16 protein-coding genes are annotated in these 16,600 nt (G+C 67.6%); 2 read left to right on the top strand and 14 right to left on the bottom strand.

Going from position 1 to position 16,600, the window contains the following annotated elements; all coding sequences use genetic code 11:
* Window positions 1–59 precede the first annotated feature (59 nt).
* The 4 genes from WT24_RS23040 to edd all read right to left on the bottom strand — a co-directional run bounded on the left by WT24_RS23040 (window position 60) and on the right by edd (window position 4,943).
* A complete protein-coding gene (locus tag WT24_RS23040) occupies window positions 60–563 on the bottom strand; it encodes a gluconokinase (RefSeq protein ID WP_059791853.1) in 504 nt (167 codons plus the stop codon).
* Between the two features lie 13 nt (window positions 564–576).
* Window positions 577–1,938: a GntP family permease gene (locus WT24_RS23035; RefSeq protein WP_060035960.1), complete on the bottom strand. Its 1,362-nt coding sequence runs from the start codon at window positions 1,936–1,938 to the stop codon at window positions 577–579.
* Between the two features lie 502 nt (window positions 1,939–2,440).
* Window positions 2,441–3,067: a bifunctional 4-hydroxy-2-oxoglutarate aldolase/2-dehydro-3-deoxy-phosphogluconate aldolase gene (gene eda, locus WT24_RS23030; RefSeq protein WP_059500978.1), complete on the bottom strand. Its 627-nt coding sequence runs from the start codon at window positions 3,065–3,067 to the stop codon at window positions 2,441–2,443.
* 19 nt (window positions 3,068–3,086) lie between these two features.
* Window positions 3,087–4,943: a phosphogluconate dehydratase gene (gene edd / locus WT24_RS23025; protein ID WP_060035959.1), complete on the bottom strand. Its 1,857-nt coding sequence runs from the start codon at window positions 4,941–4,943 to the stop codon at window positions 3,087–3,089.
* A gap of 294 nt (window positions 4,944–5,237) precedes the next feature.
* Here edd and WT24_RS23020 point away from each other — a divergent pair, with 294 nt between their 5' ends.
* Window positions 5,238–6,083, top strand: a complete 846-nt coding sequence (locus WT24_RS23020) for a MurR/RpiR family transcriptional regulator (RefSeq protein ID WP_034206404.1) — start codon at window positions 5,238–5,240, stop codon at window positions 6,081–6,083.
* A gap of 97 nt (window positions 6,084–6,180) precedes the next feature.
* Here the strand turns inward: WT24_RS23020 and WT24_RS23015 are convergent, their stop codons facing one another.
* The 9 genes from WT24_RS23015 to WT24_RS22975 all read right to left on the bottom strand — a co-directional run bounded on the left by WT24_RS23015 (window position 6,181) and on the right by WT24_RS22975 (window position 15,399).
* Complete coding sequence (locus tag WT24_RS23015; RefSeq protein ID WP_095211718.1) at window positions 6,181–6,603, bottom strand: CopD family protein; 423 nt, start codon at window positions 6,601–6,603, stop codon at window positions 6,181–6,183.
* Window positions 6,604–6,626: 23 nt separating this feature from the next.
* Window positions 6,627–7,898 carry a glutamate-5-semialdehyde dehydrogenase gene (locus tag WT24_RS23010; protein WP_059791855.1) on the bottom strand — a complete coding sequence of 424 codons (1,272 nt, stop codon included), beginning with the start codon at window positions 7,896–7,898 and terminating at the stop codon, window positions 6,627–6,629.
* A 212-nt stretch (window positions 7,899–8,110) separates the two neighbouring features.
* Window positions 8,111–9,205: a DNA polymerase III subunit delta gene (gene holA / locus WT24_RS23005; protein ID WP_059791857.1), complete on the bottom strand. Its 1,095-nt coding sequence runs from the start codon at window positions 9,203–9,205 to the stop codon at window positions 8,111–8,113.
* Between the two features lie 18 nt (window positions 9,206–9,223).
* Window positions 9,224–9,775, bottom strand: a complete 552-nt coding sequence (gene lptE, locus WT24_RS23000; RefSeq protein WP_006476923.1) for an LPS assembly lipoprotein LptE — start codon at window positions 9,773–9,775, stop codon at window positions 9,224–9,226.
* A gap of 38 nt (window positions 9,776–9,813) precedes the next feature.
* Window positions 9,814–12,408, bottom strand: a complete 2,595-nt coding sequence (gene leuS, locus WT24_RS22995; RefSeq protein WP_060035958.1) for a leucine--tRNA ligase — start codon at window positions 12,406–12,408, stop codon at window positions 9,814–9,816.
* A 181-nt stretch (window positions 12,409–12,589) separates the two neighbouring features.
* Window positions 12,590–13,030, bottom strand: a complete 441-nt coding sequence (locus tag WT24_RS22990; protein ID WP_060035957.1) for a biopolymer transporter ExbD — start codon at window positions 13,028–13,030, stop codon at window positions 12,590–12,592.
* A 24-nt stretch (window positions 13,031–13,054) separates the two neighbouring features.
* The gene (locus WT24_RS22985; RefSeq protein WP_059791861.1) at window positions 13,055–13,723 is read right to left on the bottom strand and encodes a MotA/TolQ/ExbB proton channel family protein; all 669 of its coding nucleotides are present in this window, start codon (window positions 13,721–13,723) and stop codon (window positions 13,055–13,057) included.
* An 18-nt stretch (window positions 13,724–13,741) separates the two neighbouring features.
* Window positions 13,742–14,539: a 4-hydroxy-tetrahydrodipicolinate reductase gene (gene dapB, locus WT24_RS22980; protein WP_034206397.1), complete on the bottom strand. Its 798-nt coding sequence runs from the start codon at window positions 14,537–14,539 to the stop codon at window positions 13,742–13,744.
* Between the two features lie 65 nt (window positions 14,540–14,604).
* Window positions 14,605–15,399, bottom strand: coding sequence for an outer membrane protein assembly factor BamE (locus tag WT24_RS22975; protein ID WP_059500970.1), 795 nt, complete (start codon window positions 15,397–15,399; stop codon window positions 14,605–14,607).
* Between the two features lie 141 nt (window positions 15,400–15,540).
* On the opposite strand from WT24_RS22975, the gene fur reads away from it, so the two are divergent.
* Complete coding sequence (gene fur / locus WT24_RS22970) at window positions 15,541–15,969, top strand: ferric iron uptake transcriptional regulator (RefSeq protein WP_006753314.1); 429 nt, start codon at window positions 15,541–15,543, stop codon at window positions 15,967–15,969.
* Between the two features lie 94 nt (window positions 15,970–16,063).
* Here the strand turns inward: fur and WT24_RS22965 are convergent, their stop codons facing one another.
* Window positions 16,064–16,597: an ureidoglycolate lyase gene (locus WT24_RS22965; RefSeq protein WP_060035966.1), complete on the bottom strand. Its 534-nt coding sequence runs from the start codon at window positions 16,595–16,597 to the stop codon at window positions 16,064–16,066.
* Window positions 16,598–16,600 lie beyond the last annotated feature (3 nt).

The following is a 16,600-nucleotide window of genomic DNA, read 5'->3' as shown; positions in this document are numbered from 1 at the left end:
CCGCCAACGAAAAAGGCGCCCGAAGGCGCCTTTTTCATGACGACGGCCGCGAACCGCGCTCAGTGCGGGTGCGGCAGGCCGATCTTCAGCATGACCTGATCGACGATCTGCTCGGGCGTCAGCTCGATGCTGACCTCGATCGCTTCGTCGGGACCCGGCTCCTCGAGCGTGTCGAGCTGGCTTTTCAGCAGCGACGGATCGAAGAAATGGCCGGTGCGGCTCTTCAGGCGCTCTTGCAATACCTCGAACGAGCCCTTCAGATACACGAACCGCACGTCGGTATCGGCGCCGCGCAGCACGTCGCGGTACGAGCGTTTCAGCGACGAGCACGTGAACACGGCCGTTTCGCCGGCGCGCTGCTTTTCCTCGATGGCCGCGCGAATCGTGCGCAGCCACGGCCAGCGGTCTTCATCGGTCAGCGGAATACCGTGGTGCATCTTTTCCTTGTTCGCCGCGCTGTGAAACGCGTCGCCATCGGTATAGCTGCACGACAGGCGTTCCGCCAGCATTTCGCCGATCAGCGACTTGCCCGCGCCCGACACGCCCATTGCGATCAGAATCATTGACTACCCCTTGTTACAGAACCATGCTCAGCAGCAACGTGAAACTGAGACCGAGCACCGAGATGATGGTTTCAAGCAGCGACCAGGTCTTGAACGTCTGACCGACCGTCATCCCGAAGTATTCCTTGATCAGCCAGAAACCGCCGTCGTTCACGTGCGAGAAGATCAGCGAGCCCGAGCCGGTCGCGAGCACCAGCAGTTCCGGGCTGACCGCCGTGCCGGCCGCCGCCGCGATCGGCGCGACGATGCCGCAGGCCGTCGTCATCGCGACCGTCGCCGAACCCGTCGCGAGACGCATCAGCGCCGCGACGAACCAGCCGAGCAGCAGCGGCGACAGGTGCGCGTGCTTCGCGGTCTCGACGATCTGCTGCGAGATCCCGCTGTCGCGCAGGACGCCGCCGAAACCGCCGCCCGCGCCGACGATCAGCGTGATGCCGGCGATCGGCGCCAGGCACTCGCCGCAGAACTTCTGGATCTGGTCGCGGTTGAAGCCCTGCAGCTTGCCGAACGTGAAGAAGCTCACGAGCACGGCGATCAGCAGCGCGACGTCCGAGTTGCCGGCAAAGCGCAGCAGGTTGTTCGGCAGCGACTTCGGCGCGAACACCAGGTCGGCCCAGCTGCCGACGAGCATCAGCACGACGGGCAGCAGGATCGTGAACAGCGTGATGCCGAAGCTCGGCAGTTCGCGCTTGCGGCCATCCGCGTTCGAATCGACGAATTGCGATGCGAGCGGGTTGTTGTCCGGCAACTTCACGAACTTCGAGATCGTCAGCGCGAACAGCGGACCGGCGATGATCGCGGTCGGCACGCCGACGACCAGGCCGAATGCGATCGTCTTGCCGATATCGGCGCCGTATTGCTGGACGGCCAGCAGCGCGGCCGGGTGCGGCGGGATCAGCCCGTGCACGACCGACAGGCCGGCCACCATCGGCAGGCCGACGACGAGCAGCGACTTGCCGGTGCGCTTCGCGACGTTGAACGCGATCGGGATCAGCAGCACGAAGCCGACTTCGAAGAACACCGGCAGGCCGACGATGATCGCGACGAACATCATTGCCCAGTGGATGTTCTTTTCACCGAACCAGTCGATCAGCGTGGTCGCGATCCGTTCGGCGCCGCCCGATTCGGCCATCATCTTGCCGAGCATCGTGCCGAGGCCGACGACGATCGCAATGTGGCCGAGCGTGCCGCCGGTGCCCGTTTCGAACGACTTGACGATCTTGTCCATCGGCATGCCGACGACGAGGCCGAGGCCGAGCGAAACGATGATCAGCACCAGGAACGGGTAGATCTTGTAGCGCGCGATCATCAGGATCAGCGCGGCAATCGCGATCAGCGTGAATACAAGCAGCATGCTGCCTTGGACGGCCCCCATGTGGCACTCCTCCTAGAATTGTTCGAACCGGGCGAGTCGTTGCGAGTATGCCCGGCTATGCAGGTCTCCGAAACACGGGGGTACCCCCCGTCAGGACGCTGAATTTTACTTATCTTTGCGATCCGCGGATAGAACCGGTTCCATCAGCAAAAACCCTCGGTAAAACAAGCACTAACGCTTGCTTTCCGAGGGTCAAGGGCCTGTTCGCGCCAGTAACGGGCTTGCGCTGGCCACCGGAAGGGCCGAGCGCAAGGAATGCGACGAAGCGAATACTTGGCGTATTCGCGAGGAGCATGACGCAGCGATTGGCCCTTCTGGTGGCCAGCCCCACGAATTATTTTTCCACAAACACGGGAACGAGCCTTTCCGCCCACATTGCGGCGTCGTTCGTCGCTTGTTTGGCTCGGCCAAACGGCGCTCCTCACGCCTTGCACTGCGGGCGGAAAGGCTCGTTCGCAAGCCCGTTACTGGCGCGAACAGGCCCTTGTATCCGGTACAAGTCTTAGCGGGGCAACTGGCTCGCCGCTTGCGCGAGACGCGTGACTTCCGCCCAGTCCTGCGCGGCGAGTGCGGCCTTCGGCGTGAGCCACGAGCCGCCGACGCACACGACGTTCGGCAGCTTCAGGAAGTTCGGCGCGGTGTCGACCGTGATGCCGCCGGTCGGGCAGAACTTCAGCGCCGGGAACGGGCCGTGGAACGCCTGCAGCATCGGCACGCCGCCCGCCTGCTGCGCGGGGAAGAACTTCACGATCTCGTAGCCGAATTCGAGCGCCTGGATGATGTCGCTCGGCGTCATCACGCCCGGCAGCAACGGCAGGCCGGCGTCGAGCGACGCGAGATGCAGCTCCTTCGTCAGGCCCGGCGACACGCCGAACGTCGCGCCCGCGCGCTTGGCCTGCGCGCAATGCTCGGGCTTCGTGATCGTGCCGACGCCGACGACGATGTCGTCCGCGAGCTGGCTCGCGCGCTGGATCGCCTCCAGGCCCGCCGGCGTGCGCAGCGTGATCTCGAGCACCTTCACGCCGCCCGCGTGCAACGCGCGCGACACGTTTTCGCCCTGCTCGACCGAGTCGAACGCGAGCACCGGAATCACCGGGCCCAGCTTCACGATTTCAGCAATCGTCTTCATTGAATTGGCTCCTTGAAATTCATGCGGCGACGCTGACGGCCGTTTCGCCGACCAGCGCCCCGAAAACCGATGCGCCCTGCTCGGCCGGCGCCGCGGCCGCGCGGAACACGCCGAACAGTTCGCGCCCGAAACCGACTTCGTTCTCGGCCTGGTGCTGCGGCTGCGCGACCGGGCGCGCGTGCCACTCGGCGTCGTCGATCTCGATGTCGAGCACGCCGGCTTCCGCGTCGATCACGAGCGTATCGCCCGTCTTCACCTTGCCGATCGGGCCGGCCAGCAGCGCTTCCGGCGACACGTGGATCACCGCCGGCACCTTGCCCGACGCGCCCGACATGCGGCCGTCGGTCACCAGCGCAACATGGAAGCCCTGATCCTGCAGCACGCCGAGCAGCGGCGTCAAACGGTGCAGCTCGGGCATGCCGTTCGCGCGTGCGCCCTGGAAGCGCACCACCGCGACGAAATCGCGCTTCAGTTCGCCACGATCGAACGCTTCCTGCACGGCCTCCTGCGAGTCGAACACGATCGCGGGCGCCGTCACCTTGCGGTGCTCCGGCGCGACCGCCGAGATCTTGATCACGCCGCGGCCGAGCCGGCCTTGCATCAGGCGCAGGCCGCCGTCCGGCTGGAACGGGTCGCGAATGCCGCGCAGCACCTTCGTGTCGTGGCTCTCGGCCGCACCGTCGACCCACGTCAGCTTGCCGTCGATCAGCTTCGGCTCCTTCGTGTAGTGCGACAGGCCCTTGCCCGCGACCGTCGTCACGTCTTCGTGCAGCAGCCCGCCTTCGAGCAGGTTGCGCACCAGGAACGCGACACCGCCCGCTGCGTGGAAGTGGTTCACGTCGGCCTTGCCGTTCGGGTAGATCTTCGCGAGCAGCGGCACGACGGCCGACAGCTCGTCGAAGTCGTTCCAGTCGATCAGGATGCCGGCCGCGCGCGCGATCGCAACGAGATGCAGCGTGTGGTTGGTCGAGCCGCCCGTCGCGAGCAGCGCGACGATCCCGTTGACGATCGCCTTTTCGTCGATCACGTGGCCGATCGGCGTGTAGTGGCCGCGCTCGACGGTCAGGTCGAGCACGCGGCGCGCGGCCTCGGCCGTCAGCGCGGTGCGCAGCGGCGTATGCGGGTGAACGAACGCCGAGCCCGGCAGGTGCAGCCCCATCAGCTCCATCAGCATCTGGTTGCTGTTCGCGGTGCCGTAGAACGTGCAGGTACCGTGGCCGTGATACGCGGCCGATTCGGCTTCGAGCAGCGCGTCGCGGCCGACCTGGCCGGTCGCGAACTGCTGGCGGATCTTCGCCTTGTCGTCGTTCGACAGGCCGCTCGTCATCGGGCCGGCCGGCACGAAGATCGTCGGCAGGTGGCCGAACTGCAGCGCGCCGATCAGCAGGCCCGGCACGATCTTGTCGCAGATGCCGAGGCAGAGCGCCGCATCGAACATGTTGTGCGTAAGCGCGATCGCCGTGCCCATCGCGATCGCCTCGCGCGAGAACAGCGACAGCTCCATCCCCGGGTTGCCCTGCGTGACGCCGTCACACATCGCCGGCACGCCGCCCGCGAACTGCGCGACCCCGCCGTTCTCGCGCGCGGCCGCCTTGATGATCTCGGGGAAATCCTTGTACGGCGCGTGCGCGGACAGCATTTCGTTGTACGAGGACACGATGCCGATGTTCGGCTCGCGAATCGCCTTGATCGCGAACTTGTCGTTGCCCTCGAGGCCCGCGAAGCCGTGCGCGAGGTTCGCGCACGACAGCGCGCCGCGCGCCGGGAACTTGCCTTGCGCGCCGGCGATGCGCTGCAGATAGGCGGAACGGGTCGATTGGCTGCGGGCGATCACGCGTTCGGTGACCTTCGCCAGAGTGGGGTGCAGCGACGTCATGCTGGGCGCTCCTGTATGCCGGCCGACACCGGCGGTTGGAATCGTGGGGACGGTCGAGCTTCGTCGATCGAACGAAGGCAGTCTAGTAGAAAAACTACAAGCACGCAATGCCGATCGACTCACTCGCAACCGTTATTCCCGCCACCAGCAAGGGCTTGATCAGTGAAAACCCTAATTCACGCTGCTGATCCTGCACCGGAATCTTCGCGGCTGGGCTAGTATTTTCATGTAGATTTTCTACAATTCGATTGCGATACACTCGCTCATCCGAACCCGATTTCCATTCGCCGTCCCATGCTGCCTCGCATTGAAGCGATCCGCGCCGAGTTGCGCCCGTCCGAGCGCAAGCTCGCCGACTACATTCTCGCCGCGCCGCGCGAGGTGCTCGACCTCGCGATGACCGAGCTGTCGACTCGTGCGGGCGTCAGCCAGCCGACGATCGCGCGCTTCTGCCAGGCGCTCGGCTGCAGCGGCTTTCGCGAATTCAAGATCCGGCTCGCGCAGAGCGTGGCGCCGGGCGTGTCGTCGGTGTATCGCGACGTCGAGCCCGACGAACCGGCGCCCGGCATCATCGGCAAGGTGTTCGACCGCACGATCGGCGCGCTGATCGAAGTACGCAACAGTTTGTCAGCGGGCAGCGTCGCCGACGCGATCGCGCTGCTGTCGAACGCGTCGCGCATCGAGTTCTACGGCGCCGGCGGCTCGGGCATTGCCGCGCAAGACATCCAGCACAAGTTTTTCCGGCTCGGCGTGCCGAGCGTCGCGTATTCGGATCCGCACACGTTCTCGATGTCGTCGGCGCTGCTCGGGCCGCACGACGTCGTCGTCGCGATCTCGAACACCGGCCGCACGCGCGACATCGTCGACGCCGCGCGCTCCGCGCTCGCGTGCGGCGCGAAAGTCGTCGCGATCACGCAGAGCCATTCGCCGCTCGCGAAGCTCGCGACGGTCAGCCTCGCGTCGAACGTCGCCGAGGAAACGGACGTGTTCTCGCCGATGACGTCGCGGATGTCGCATCTCGCGATCGGCGACATTCTCGCGGTCGGTGTCGCGCTGTCGCGCGGGCCGGCGTTGATGGAACGGGTCGGTCGCGCGAAGGAAGCGATCACGCGGCGCCGGATCGACGACGCGAAGGATTGAGCCGGCGACGCACGGAGCCGCACGTCAACGAACAACGGCGCCCCGAGGGGCGCCGTTGCGCATGATTCGGCGGCGACGTAACCGCCGGCCGCGCCGCTCAGAACGGTTTGATCACCACCAGCGCGACCGCCGCGAGCATGCCGAGCACCGGCAGTTCGTTGAACACGCGATACCACTTGTCGGTGCGGCGGTTCTCGCCGCGCTCGAACACCCGCAGCAGGTGCCCGCAATACGCGTGGTAGATCACGAGCAGCAGCACCACCGTCACCTTCGCATGGATCCAGCCCTGCCCCTGCCCGATGCCGATCGCGAGCCAGAGCCACAGCCCGCAGGCCAGCGCCGGCACCGCGATCATCGTCATGAAGCGGAACAGCTTGCGCGCCATCAAGAGCAGGCGCCGCACCGCGGCCGGATCGGTCTCCATGGCCAGGTTCACGTAGATGCGCGGCAGATAGAAGAGCCCCGCGAACCACGCGGCGATCAGAACGATATGGAACGTCTTGACCCAGAGCATTGCCATTGGTGATGCGCCTCGTTGTTGACTTATTGACGGCCTTCGCCGTGCCCGAGCACCACGTATTTCAGCGACGTCAGCCCTTCCAGGCCGACGGGGCCGCGTGCGTGCAGCTTGTCGTTCGAGATGCCGATTTCCGCGCCGAGGCCGAATTCGAAACCGTCCGCGAAGCGCGTCGACGCGTTGACCATCACGCTCGCCGAATCGACTTCGCGCAGGAACCGCATCGCGCGGTCGTGATCCTCGGTGACGATCGCATCCGTGTGATGCGAGCCGTAGTGGTTGATGTGCTCGATCGCGGCGTCGAGCCCGTCGACGACCTTGATCGCTAGCACCGGCGCGAGATACTCGGTGTGCCAGTCTTCTTCGGTCGCGTCGACGAGCGGGCCGACGCCCGCATCGGCGAGCACCGCGCGCGCGGCCGCGTCGACGCGCAGTTCGACCTGCTTGTCGCGATACAGCTTGCCGAGCGGCGGCAGCAGCTTCTCCGCGATGCCGCTCGAGACGAGCAGCGTTTCCATCGTGTTGCACGTGCCGTAGCGGTGCGTCTTCGCGTTGTCGCACACCGTCAGCGCCTTGGCCAGATCGGCGCGATCGTCGACATACACGTGGCAGATGCCGTCGAGGTGCTTGATCATCGGCACGCGCGCCTCGTTGATCAGGCGCTCGATCAGGCTCTTGCCGCCGCGCGGCACGATCACGTCGACGTATTCGGTCATCGTGATCAGCTTGCCGACCGCCGCGCGATCGGCCGTCGCGACGACCTGCACCGCGTCCTGCGGCAGCCCGGCCGCCGCGAGCCCTTCGCCGATCAGCTTCGCGAGCGCGGTATTCGATTCGAGTGCCTCGGAGCCGCCGCGCAGGATCGTCGCGTTGCCCGACTTCAGGCACAGTGCGGCCGCGTCGATCGTCACGTTCGGGCGCGACTCGTAGATGATGCCGATCACGCCGAGCGGCACGCGCATCTGGCCGACCTGGATCCCGCTCGGGCGGAACTTGAGGTTGCCGATCTCGCCGATCGGATCGGCGAGCGACGCGACCTGGCGCAGCCCTTCGACCATCGTCTTCAGCGCCTTGTCCGACAGCGTCAGGCGATCGACGAACGCCGCATCGAGCCCCTTTTCGCGGGCACGGGCGACGTCGCGCGCATTCGCATCCTTCAGCGCCTGCGCGTCGCGTTCGATCGCGCGGGCCACGGCGTCGAGCGCCGCGTTCTTCGCGGCCGTGCTGGCGCGCGCCATCGCGCGGGAAGCGTGCCGGGCGCGGCGGCCCAGGTCGGTCATGTACTGATCGATATCCATCGTGTGACTCGAGAAGCGAGCCGCGCGGAGCGGCATGAATTCGTGGGGAAGCATGGGCCGGCCATCCGGGGGCCGGCCATCCGGGGGACGACCATCCGGGCGCGACGATCCGCGGAACAGCCATCCGTGCAGGGCAGCGGCCGATATGCCGCGCCAGCCATCGAAGCATTGTAAGCGGGTTGCGCAGCGCGCGCTGACGGCCCGGAGGGGACCTAGCGTCGCACGCGACCCGCGGTCGGCGGTCGCTCGCCGCGGGCGCCCGCGACCGTCATCGCGAGCTGGAACAGCCCGTCCCACGGGTCGGGCGGCGGCTCGTCCTGCGTGCGGCGGCCCGGTGCGACGGCCGTGAGCCCCTTGACCTGCCGGTCGAGCTTCGCGGCGAACGCGAGCGCCTTTTCGAGCACCGCTTCCGACACGCGGTTCAGCGCAGGCGCGATCAACCGCTCGCGCGGCCCCCACACGCGGTTCTCGCGCAGCAGCGTCGCGAGCGGCTTGCCGGCCGTCGTGCCGCGCTTGATCCGCAACAGCGTGCGCAACTCCTCGACGACGGCCCACATCACGAGCACGATCGCCTCGCCCTCGCCCTTCAGCCCGTCGATCATCCGCGCGAGCCGCGCGGCGTCGCCGGCGAGCATCGCTTCGTTCAGCTTGAACACGTCGTAACGCGCGACGTTCAGCACCGCGTCGTGCACCTGCTCGAACGACAGCGCGCCCTGCGGATACAGCAGCCCGAGCTTCTGGATTTCCTGGTGCGCGGCGAGCAGGTTGCCCTCGACGCGCTCCGCGATGAACTGCAGCGCGCGGCGCCCGTCGTCGCCCGGCGCGGCGCGCTGGCCCTGCATCGCGAGTCGCTGGCCGATCCAGTTCGGCAACTGCGCACGGTCGACCGGATCGATCTTCAGCGCGACGCCGCCGTTCTGCAGCGCGGTAAACCAGGCGGATTTCTGCGTGGCCGCGTCGAGGCGCGGCAACGTGACGAGCATCAGCGCGTCCGGATTGGGCGTGGCCGCGAGCGTCTTCAGCGCATCGGCGCCTTCCTTGCCGGGCTTGCCCGACGGAATGCGCAGCTCGATCAGCTGGCGCTCGCCGAACAGCGACATCGCCTGGGTCGCGCCGAGCAGCACGCTCCAGTCGAAACCGCGCTCGACCGTATGCACCGAACGCTCGGTGAAGCCGGCCGCGCGCGCGGCCGCACGAATGCGGTCGCACGCTTCCTGCGCGAGCAGCGGCTCGTCGCCGTAGACGGTATAGAGCCCGGCCAACCCCTTCGCGAGGTGCGGCTCCAGCGCATCAAGTCGCAATTGCATCGCTGCGTGCGCCCGCGATCAGAGCGGCGGCGGCGGCAGCGGCGCGCGCGGCGCCACGCCCGGCACCACGTCCTCCGGCGCCGGCGTCAGCGAGTGGACGATCGCGAGACGCCGCATCAACTGATCGACCGCGTCGTTCTGCATGTCGCCGTACAGGATGTCGGCTTCCTGCGCCTTCGCGTTCGTGTACTGGTCGCTGTACGTCATCGCGCGGTTCAGCGCGATCGCGCTCGGCGGGATCAGCACGGTGCCGTCCTTGCTCGTCAGCGTGTAGTTCAGCGTGTAGAACAGCGCGTATTCCTGCGCGGAGCCGTACTTGTTGAGCGTCAGCGTGTTCTGGCCACGCGACTCCCACATGCGCAGCACGGCGTCGGCGTCGTCCGCCGACTTGACGATCTTCGTGTCGCTGCCGGCCTGGACGAGGCGCGTGAGCCGCGCCTCGACGGGCGCCGGCGCACCGGCCACGAACAGGTGCTTGAACGCGTAGTCCTGCTGGCCGCGCAACTGGAAGCCGCATGCCGACAGCACGACCGTGCTGCCGACGAGCATCAAAAACGATCTGCGGATCACCTTCGCTCCTTCTGGGTACGTCCGACGGCCGGCGGCCGTCAGACGACGATGTTCACGAGGCGGCCCGGCACGACGACGATCTTCTTCGCCGGCTTGCCGTCGCTGAATTTCGCGAATGCCTCGTCGGCCACCGCCGCCGCTTCGATCGCGTCGCGGCTCGCGTCCTTCGCGACCTTCAGCGCACCGCGCACCTTGCCGTTCACCTGCAGCACGAGTTCGATCTCGGCCTGCTCGAGCGCGGCCTCGTCGACCTTCGGCCACGGCGCATCGAGCAGCGGGCCGAATTCGTCCGCGTAGCCGAGTGCCTTCCACAGCTCGAACGTGACGTGCGGCACGACGGGGTACAGCACGCGCAGCAGCACGCCGTAGGTCTCGCGCAGCACGGCGGGCGTCGCGCCCTTCGCGCCGTCGATCGCGTTCAGCATCTTCATCGCGGCCGACACGACCGTGTTGTACTGCAGGCGCTGGTAGTCGAAATCGGCCTGCTTCAGCACGCCGTAGATCTCGCGGCGCAGCGCCTTGTCGGTGTCGCCGAGCGCGGCGGCGTCGAAGCCCGCGCGCGCGGCGAGCGCTTCGCGATTCGCGTAGCCGAAGCTCCACACGCGGCGCAGGAAGCGGCTCGCGCCCTCGACGCCCGCGCCCGACCACTCGAGCTGCTGCTCGGGCGGCGCCGCGAACATCGTGAACAGGCGCGCGGTATCGGCGCCGTACTGGTCGATCAGCAGTTGCGGATCGACGCCGTTGTTCTTCGACTTCGACATCTTTTCGATGCCGCCGAGCACGACCGGCTGGCCGTCCGCATTCAGCGTCGCGCCGACCGGGCGGCCCTTGTCGTCGTGCGTGACCGTCACGTCGAGCGGGTTGTACCAGGTCTTCTTGCCCGCCGCGTCTTCGCGGTAGTACGTCTCGTTCAGCACCATCCCCTGCGTGAGCAGGTTCTTCGCCGGCTCGCCGAATTTCACGAGGCCGAGGTCGCGCATCACCTTGGTCCAGAAGCGCGAATACAGCAGGTGCAGGATCGCGTGCTCGATGCCGCCGATGTACTGATCCATCGGCATCCAGTAATCGGTGCGCGCGTCGACCATCGTCTCGGCGTCCGGTGCCGTGTAGCGCGAGAAGTACCACGACGAATCGACGAAGGTGTCCATCGTGTCGGTTTCGCGCTTCGCGGCCGCGCCGCACTTCGGGCACGTGCAGTTCAGGAACGCTTCGGACTTCGCGAGCGGGTTGCCCGAGCCGTCCGGCACGAGGTCTTCCGGCAGCACGACCGGCAGATCCTGCTCCGGCACCGGCACGTCGCCGCACGACGGGCAGTGGATGATCGGGATCGGCGTGCCCCAGTAGCGCTGGCGCGATACGCCCCAGTCGCGCAGGCGCCACGTGACCTGCTTGTCGCCGAAGCCGCCGGCCTTCAGGTCGGCGGCGACCGCGTCGACCGCTTCCGTGTAGCGCAGGCCGTCGTACTTGCCGCTGTTCACGCAGACCGCGGTTTCCTTGTCGCCGTACCACTCCTGCCATGCGTCGAGCGAGTACGTCTGCCCTTCGCTCGCGATCACCTGCTTGATCGGCAGATCGTATTTCTTCGCGAACGCGAAATCGCGCTCGTCGTGGCCCGGCACGCCCATCACCGCGCCTTCGCCATAGCTCATCAGCACGTAATTGCCGATCCACACCTCGACCGGCTCGCCGGTCAGCGGGTGCTTGACCGAGAAGCCGGTCGCGACGCCCTTCTTCTCCATCGTCGCGACGTCGGCCTCGGCGACGCCGCCGCGCTTGCACTCGTCGATGAACGCCTGCAGCTCCGGCTTGTCCTGCGCGAGACGCGCGGCGAGCGGGTGCTCGGCCGCGATCGCGCAGAACGTGACGCCCATGATGGTGTCGGCGCGCGTCGTGAACACGCGCAGCAGCTTCTGCTCGCCGTCGAGTTCGTACGGGAAGCCGAAGTTCACGCCGAAGCTCTTGCCGATCCAGTTCTGCTGCATGATCTTCACGCGCTCGGGCCAGCCGAGGCCGTCGAGGTCGTTCAGCAGCTCATCCGCGTACTGCGTGATCCGCAGGTAGTACATCGGGATCTCGCGCTTCTCGACGAGCGCGCCCGATCGCCAGCCGCGGCCGTCGATCACCTGCTCGTTCGCGAGCACGGTCTGGTCGACCGGGTCCCAGTTCACGGTGCCCGTCTTCTTGTACGCGATGCCCTTCTCGAGCATCTTCAGGAACAGCCACTGGTTCCACTTGTAGTAGTCGGGCTTGCACGTCGCGATCTCGCGCGACCAGTCGATCGCGAGGCCCATCGACTGCATCTGGCCCTTCATGTAGTCGATGTTGTCGTAGGTCCACTTCGCGGGCGGCACGCCGTTGGCCATCGCGGCGTTCTCGGCCGGCATCCCGAATGCATCCCAGCCCATCGGCATCAGCGTGTTGTAGCCGTTCATCCGCAGATAGCGGTACATCACGTCGTTGATCGTGTAGTTGCGCACGTGACCCATGTGCAGCTTGCCGGACGGGTACGGCAGCATCGACACGCAGTAGAACTTCGGCTTCTGCGAATCTTCCTTCGTCTTGTAGGCATCGGCTGCGCGCCAGTCGCCCTGGGCGGCGGCTTCGACGTCGGCGGGTACGTATCTCTCGTGCATGGTGTGGTTCGGGCTAGGCTTTAGGCGGCGCGACGGCGCGCGCGCAGGATTGGATCGAAATCGTGCGTGCCCGGCGCAGGAACGTGCTGACCGGTTCCGGGCCGGGAAAAACGTCGATTATACCGCCCGTGCGGGCCCGCACGGCCGGTCTCGCGGGCCGGCGGCCCGCAACGACGACGGATCAGGGCTTCGCGCCGGCGGCGCCAGCCGGCGGCACGTCGGTCACGAAGCCGATCCGCGTGAGGCCCGCGGCCTGCGCGGCGCCCATCACCTGCGCGATCACGTCGTAGCGCGTCGCGCGCGACGCGCGCAGCCGCAGTTCGGGCGGCGCGGCGCCCGCGGCGGCGGCCCGCAAGCGCGCGGGCAGCGCGTCGAGCGCGACGGGCGCGTCGTCCCAGTAGAGCTTGCCCGCGTCGTCGATCGACAGCGTGACGGATTGCGGCGTGTCGCGCGCGACGCCGGCCGCAACCTTCGGCAGGTCGAGCCGGATCGCGTGCGTCATCAGCGGCGCGGTGATGATGAAGATGACGAGCAGCACGAGCATCACGTCGATCAGCGGCGTCATGTTGATTTCCGCCATCGGCGCGGACGTCTTGTGGTGCTCGAGCCCGCCGAATGCCATGATCGTTCCTCCGGAGCCGGCGCGTCAGGCGCCCTGTGCGCATACGAATACGTGCAGATCGCGCGCGAAGCCGTCGAGTTCCTCGGCGAGCTGCCGGACGAGCCGGCCGAGGATGTTGTACGCGAGCACCGCGGGAATCGCGACGACCAGCCCGAACGCGGTCATGATCAGCGCCTCGCCGACCGGCCCCGCGACGTTCTCGATCTGCGCCTGCCCGCTCGCGGCGATGCTGCCGAGCGCATGATAGATGCCCCACACGGTGCCGAGCAGGCCTACGAACGGCGCGGTGCTGCCGATCGACGCGAGCAGCACCTGGCCGAATTCGAGGCGCCGCTGCGAGCGCAGCATCGCATGACGCAACGCGCGCAGCACGCGCTCGCCGCGCTCGACGCGCGCGGCCAGCGCGGTGGGGTCGTGGTCGCCGGCCGCGTCGCGCGCGGCTTCGGCGAGCGGCACGAACACGCGCTCGCGATCGGCGCCGGCGAGCGCGGCGATCCCCGCGTCGAGCGACGGCGCGCGCCAGAACGCGGCGAGCGCGCGCGGCCCCTGCCGCTTCGCGCGGACCAGCAGCCAGGCTTTCATGAGGAGGAAGCACCAGCTGGCGACGGACATCGCCAGCAGCACATAGGAGACGGCGTGCGTGATCGCATCGCCGCTTTCGAGGTAGTGGACAACGCCGGTGGGAATCGCCATCGGAGTTTCCTCGCGGGGTCAGCGCAGGCCGAGCACGTCCTGCATGTCGAACAGGCCGGCGCCGCGCGCCGACAGGAACCGGACCGCGCGCAGCGCGCCCTGCGCGTACGACACGCGGCTCGACGATTTGTGCGTGATCTCGATGCGCTCGCCGATCCCGGCGAACAGCACGGTGTGGTCGCCGACGATGTCGCCGCCGCGCACCGCGGCAAAGCCGATCGACGACGGATCGCGCTCGCCCGTCACGCCGTGGCGGCCGTACACCGCGCAGTCGTCGAGCGAGCGGCCGAGCGCGCCGGCCACGGCCTCGCCCATCATCAGCGCGGTGCCCGACGGCGCGTCGACCTTGTGGCGGTGATGCGCCTCGATGATCTCGATGTCGTAGCCGTGCGAGAAATGCTTCGCCGCGAATTCGAGCAGCTTCAGCGTGACGTTCACGCCGACGCTCATGTTCGCCGCGAACACGATGCCGAGCTTGGCCGCAGCGGCCTGCAGTTCGGCCTTCTGCTCGGCGGTGAAGCCGGTCGTGCCGATCACGAGCTTCACGTCGTGGCGCAGTGCGGCCTCGATGTGGGCCATCGTGCCTTCCGGCCGCGTGAAATCGATCAGGTAGTCGGCCTGCGCGAACACGGCGTCGAGGTCGTCGGTCAGCTTGACGCCGGTGTCCTTGCCGAGGAACGCACCGGCGTCCTGGCCGAGGAACGGCGAACCGGCGCGGTCGAGCGCGCCGACGAGCTGCGCGTCGGCGTCGTTGAGAACGGCTTCGATCAGCATCCGGCCCATTCGGCCCGATGCGCCGGCAATCGCAATCTTCATGGCTTTCTACACGACAGGTCTAAAGGCGGGCGGCGCATGCCGCCCCGTTTCCGCACGCCGGCCGCTTACTGGGCCGGTGCGGTGAGCGGCTGGTTCTGCAGGTTGTCCGAGCCTTGCGGGCCGACCGGCGGCGACGCCTCGTTCGACACGTTCGGCTGCGGCGGACGATGGAACTGGAACTGCGGCTGGATCGCCGGCGCAGCGCCCGGCGGCTGGCCGCCCGGCACCGGCGCGCCGCCCGAGGCCTGCGCGGCCGGCGTGAACCGGCGCGAACCCGAACCCTGACCCGACACCTGGTTGGTCGCGCGGTTCGCCGCGCGCGCCGCCTGGGCGTTCGCATCCTGGTCGACCGCCGCGCCGGACGCCGGCACCGTGGCCGGGCTCGCGGCAGCGGCAGCCTCCGCGGCGCTCGCGGCGGCGGCTTCGGAAGCCTTCTTCGCCGCGGCAGCGGCCTTCGCCTTCTTGCCGCCGCGGTCGCCGTCGATGTCGGCCAGCAGGTCGAGCTCGGACGGCAGGTTGTCGGCGCCGGTCCAGCTCGCCACGCGATCGCCCGAGAAATTGACCACGAGGTCGCGCTGCTGGACGATCGACGTCGAGCCGCGCTTGAAGTAGAAAAGGTAATCCCAGCGATCCGCGTGGAACATGTCCGCCAGCAGCGGCGTGCCGAGCAGCGCGCGGACCTGCTCGCGCGTCATCCCGACCTGCAACTGTGCGGCCTTCTCCTGCGACACGAAGTTGCCTTGCACGACGGTGATCCGATACGGCGTGATGCTCTGCGCAATGCGCTGCGTCACGCTGTCGTACGACGAACAACCCGCCAGCGCGACAACGGCGGCGGCAGCGATGATGGCACTTCGCATGCGACTCCTCTGAAAGTGCGAAAGCGATTCTGGGATCATTTCCTTCACCGTGCTGGCCCGCGTGCAGGCCGCGCGTATATCTGGAACGGCGAAAAGCCGGTAACATTGAAGCCCTGCATTGTACTCTAGGGATGCCTAGCCATGACCAATCCGACGGATCTCAAGAATATCGGGCTAAAGGCCACCCTACCGCGCCTCAAGATTCTCGAGATCTTCCAGCAGAGCCCCGTGCGCCACCTGACGGCCGAAGACGTCTACCGCAACCTGCTCAACGAGCAGCTCGACATCGGGCTCGCCACCGTCTACCGCGTGCTCACGCAGTTCGAGCAGGCCGGCCTGCTCACGCGCAGCAACTTCGAATCCGGCAAGGCGGTGTTCGAGCTGAACGAAGGTTCGCACCACGACCACCTCGTGTGCCTCGATTGCGGCCGCGTCGAGGAATTTTTCGACGCCGAGATCGAGAGCCGCCAGCAGGCGATCGCGAAGGAGCGCGGCTTCCGGCTCCAGGAGCATTCGCTCGCGATGTACGGCTCGTGCACGACCGAGAACTGCCCGCACCGCAAGCACTGACTCGCGCCACCGGCGCACGCAGCACGGCCCGGCCGGCATCTCGCCGCCCGGGCCGTCTGCTTTTTTGGGCGAGCGTGCCGCGCGCCTGGCAGGCTTACGAAAGCCCTTCGACGCCCGCGCAGGCCGACTCGAAATCGAGCGCCCACGCACGTTCCAGCGGAATCTCGTCGCAGTTCGGCTGCGGGCCGCCGCGATCGACGATCACGAAATCGCTGACCACGTCGAGCGCGAGCAGCGGATGGTGCCAGACGCCCTTCGCATAATTGACGCCCTGCCAGCCTTCGGCCAGGAACGCGCGCATCGCGTCGGGCCGGAATTCGCCGGCCGGCGCGACGACGATCGCGTAGCGCGACACCGCCGCGAGCGGAATGAACGCCTGGCTGCCGTGCGGGTGGCGCTCCATCAGCGTGACCGCGACCGGCAGCGCACGCGGCTGCGCGCGAAACACGCTGACGAGCGGCCGGCCGCCGTCCGCGCACACGTCGATCGTCGCGAGATCGTGAAAGCGCTCGGTCGTGCCGCCGTTGATCGGGAAATGCCGCGCGCCTTCGAGCGCGATCACGTCGCCGAACGGCGCGAACGCTTCGCGGGTCAGGCGCTCGACGCGCAGAGTGGGAGTTCCGCTCATGCC

Origin of the sequence: Burkholderia sp. MSMB1078WGS (genome assembly GCF_001528895.1) — a bacterium.
Classification (GTDB): Bacteria; Pseudomonadota; Gammaproteobacteria; order Burkholderiales; family Burkholderiaceae; genus Burkholderia.
Note: the sequence above shows the minus strand (reverse complement) of the source record. Positions and strands in the feature narration are given on the sequence as shown.

Excerpts from the sequence above, each read along its gene's own strand:
- WT24_RS23040 (WP_059791853.1), bottom strand. The coding sequence starts at position 563 with ATGATTCTGATCGCAATGGGCGTGTCGGGCGCGGGCAAGTCGCTGATC.
- WT24_RS23035 (WP_060035960.1), bottom strand. The coding sequence starts at position 1,938 with ATGGGGGCCGTCCAAGGCAGCATGCTGCTTGTATTCACGCTGATCGCG.
- eda (WP_059500978.1), bottom strand. The coding sequence starts at position 3,067 with ATGAAGACGATTGCTGAAATCGTGAAGCTGGGCCCGGTGATTCCGGTG.
- edd (WP_060035959.1), bottom strand. The coding sequence starts at position 4,943 with ATGACGTCGCTGCACCCCACTCTGGCGAAGGTCACCGAACGCGTGATC.
- WT24_RS23020 (WP_034206404.1), top strand. The coding sequence starts at position 5,238 with ATGCTGCCTCGCATTGAAGCGATCCGCGCCGAGTTGCGCCCGTCCGAG.
- WT24_RS23015 (WP_095211718.1), bottom strand. The coding sequence starts at position 6,603 with ATGGCAATGCTCTGGGTCAAGACGTTCCATATCGTTCTGATCGCCGCG.
- WT24_RS23010 (WP_059791855.1), bottom strand. The coding sequence starts at position 7,898 with ATGGATATCGATCAGTACATGACCGACCTGGGCCGCCGCGCCCGGCAC.
- holA (WP_059791857.1), bottom strand. The coding sequence starts at position 9,205 with ATGCAATTGCGACTTGATGCGCTGGAGCCGCACCTCGCGAAGGGGTTG.
- leuS (WP_060035958.1), bottom strand. The coding sequence starts at position 12,408 with ATGCACGAGAGATACGTACCCGCCGACGTCGAAGCCGCCGCCCAGGGC.
- WT24_RS22990 (WP_060035957.1), bottom strand. The coding sequence starts at position 13,030 with ATGGCATTCGGCGGGCTCGAGCACCACAAGACGTCCGCGCCGATGGCG.
- WT24_RS22985 (WP_059791861.1), bottom strand. The coding sequence starts at position 13,723 with ATGGCGATTCCCACCGGCGTTGTCCACTACCTCGAAAGCGGCGATGCG.
- dapB (WP_034206397.1), bottom strand. The coding sequence starts at position 14,539 with ATGAAGATTGCGATTGCCGGCGCATCGGGCCGAATGGGCCGGATGCTG.
- WT24_RS22975 (WP_059500970.1), bottom strand. The coding sequence starts at position 15,399 with ATGCGAAGTGCCATCATCGCTGCCGCCGCCGTTGTCGCGCTGGCGGGT.
- fur (WP_006753314.1), top strand. The coding sequence starts at position 15,541 with ATGACCAATCCGACGGATCTCAAGAATATCGGGCTAAAGGCCACCCTA.
- WT24_RS22965 (WP_060035966.1), bottom strand. The coding sequence starts at position 16,597 with ATGAGCGGAACTCCCACTCTGCGCGTCGAGCGCCTGACCCGCGAAGCG.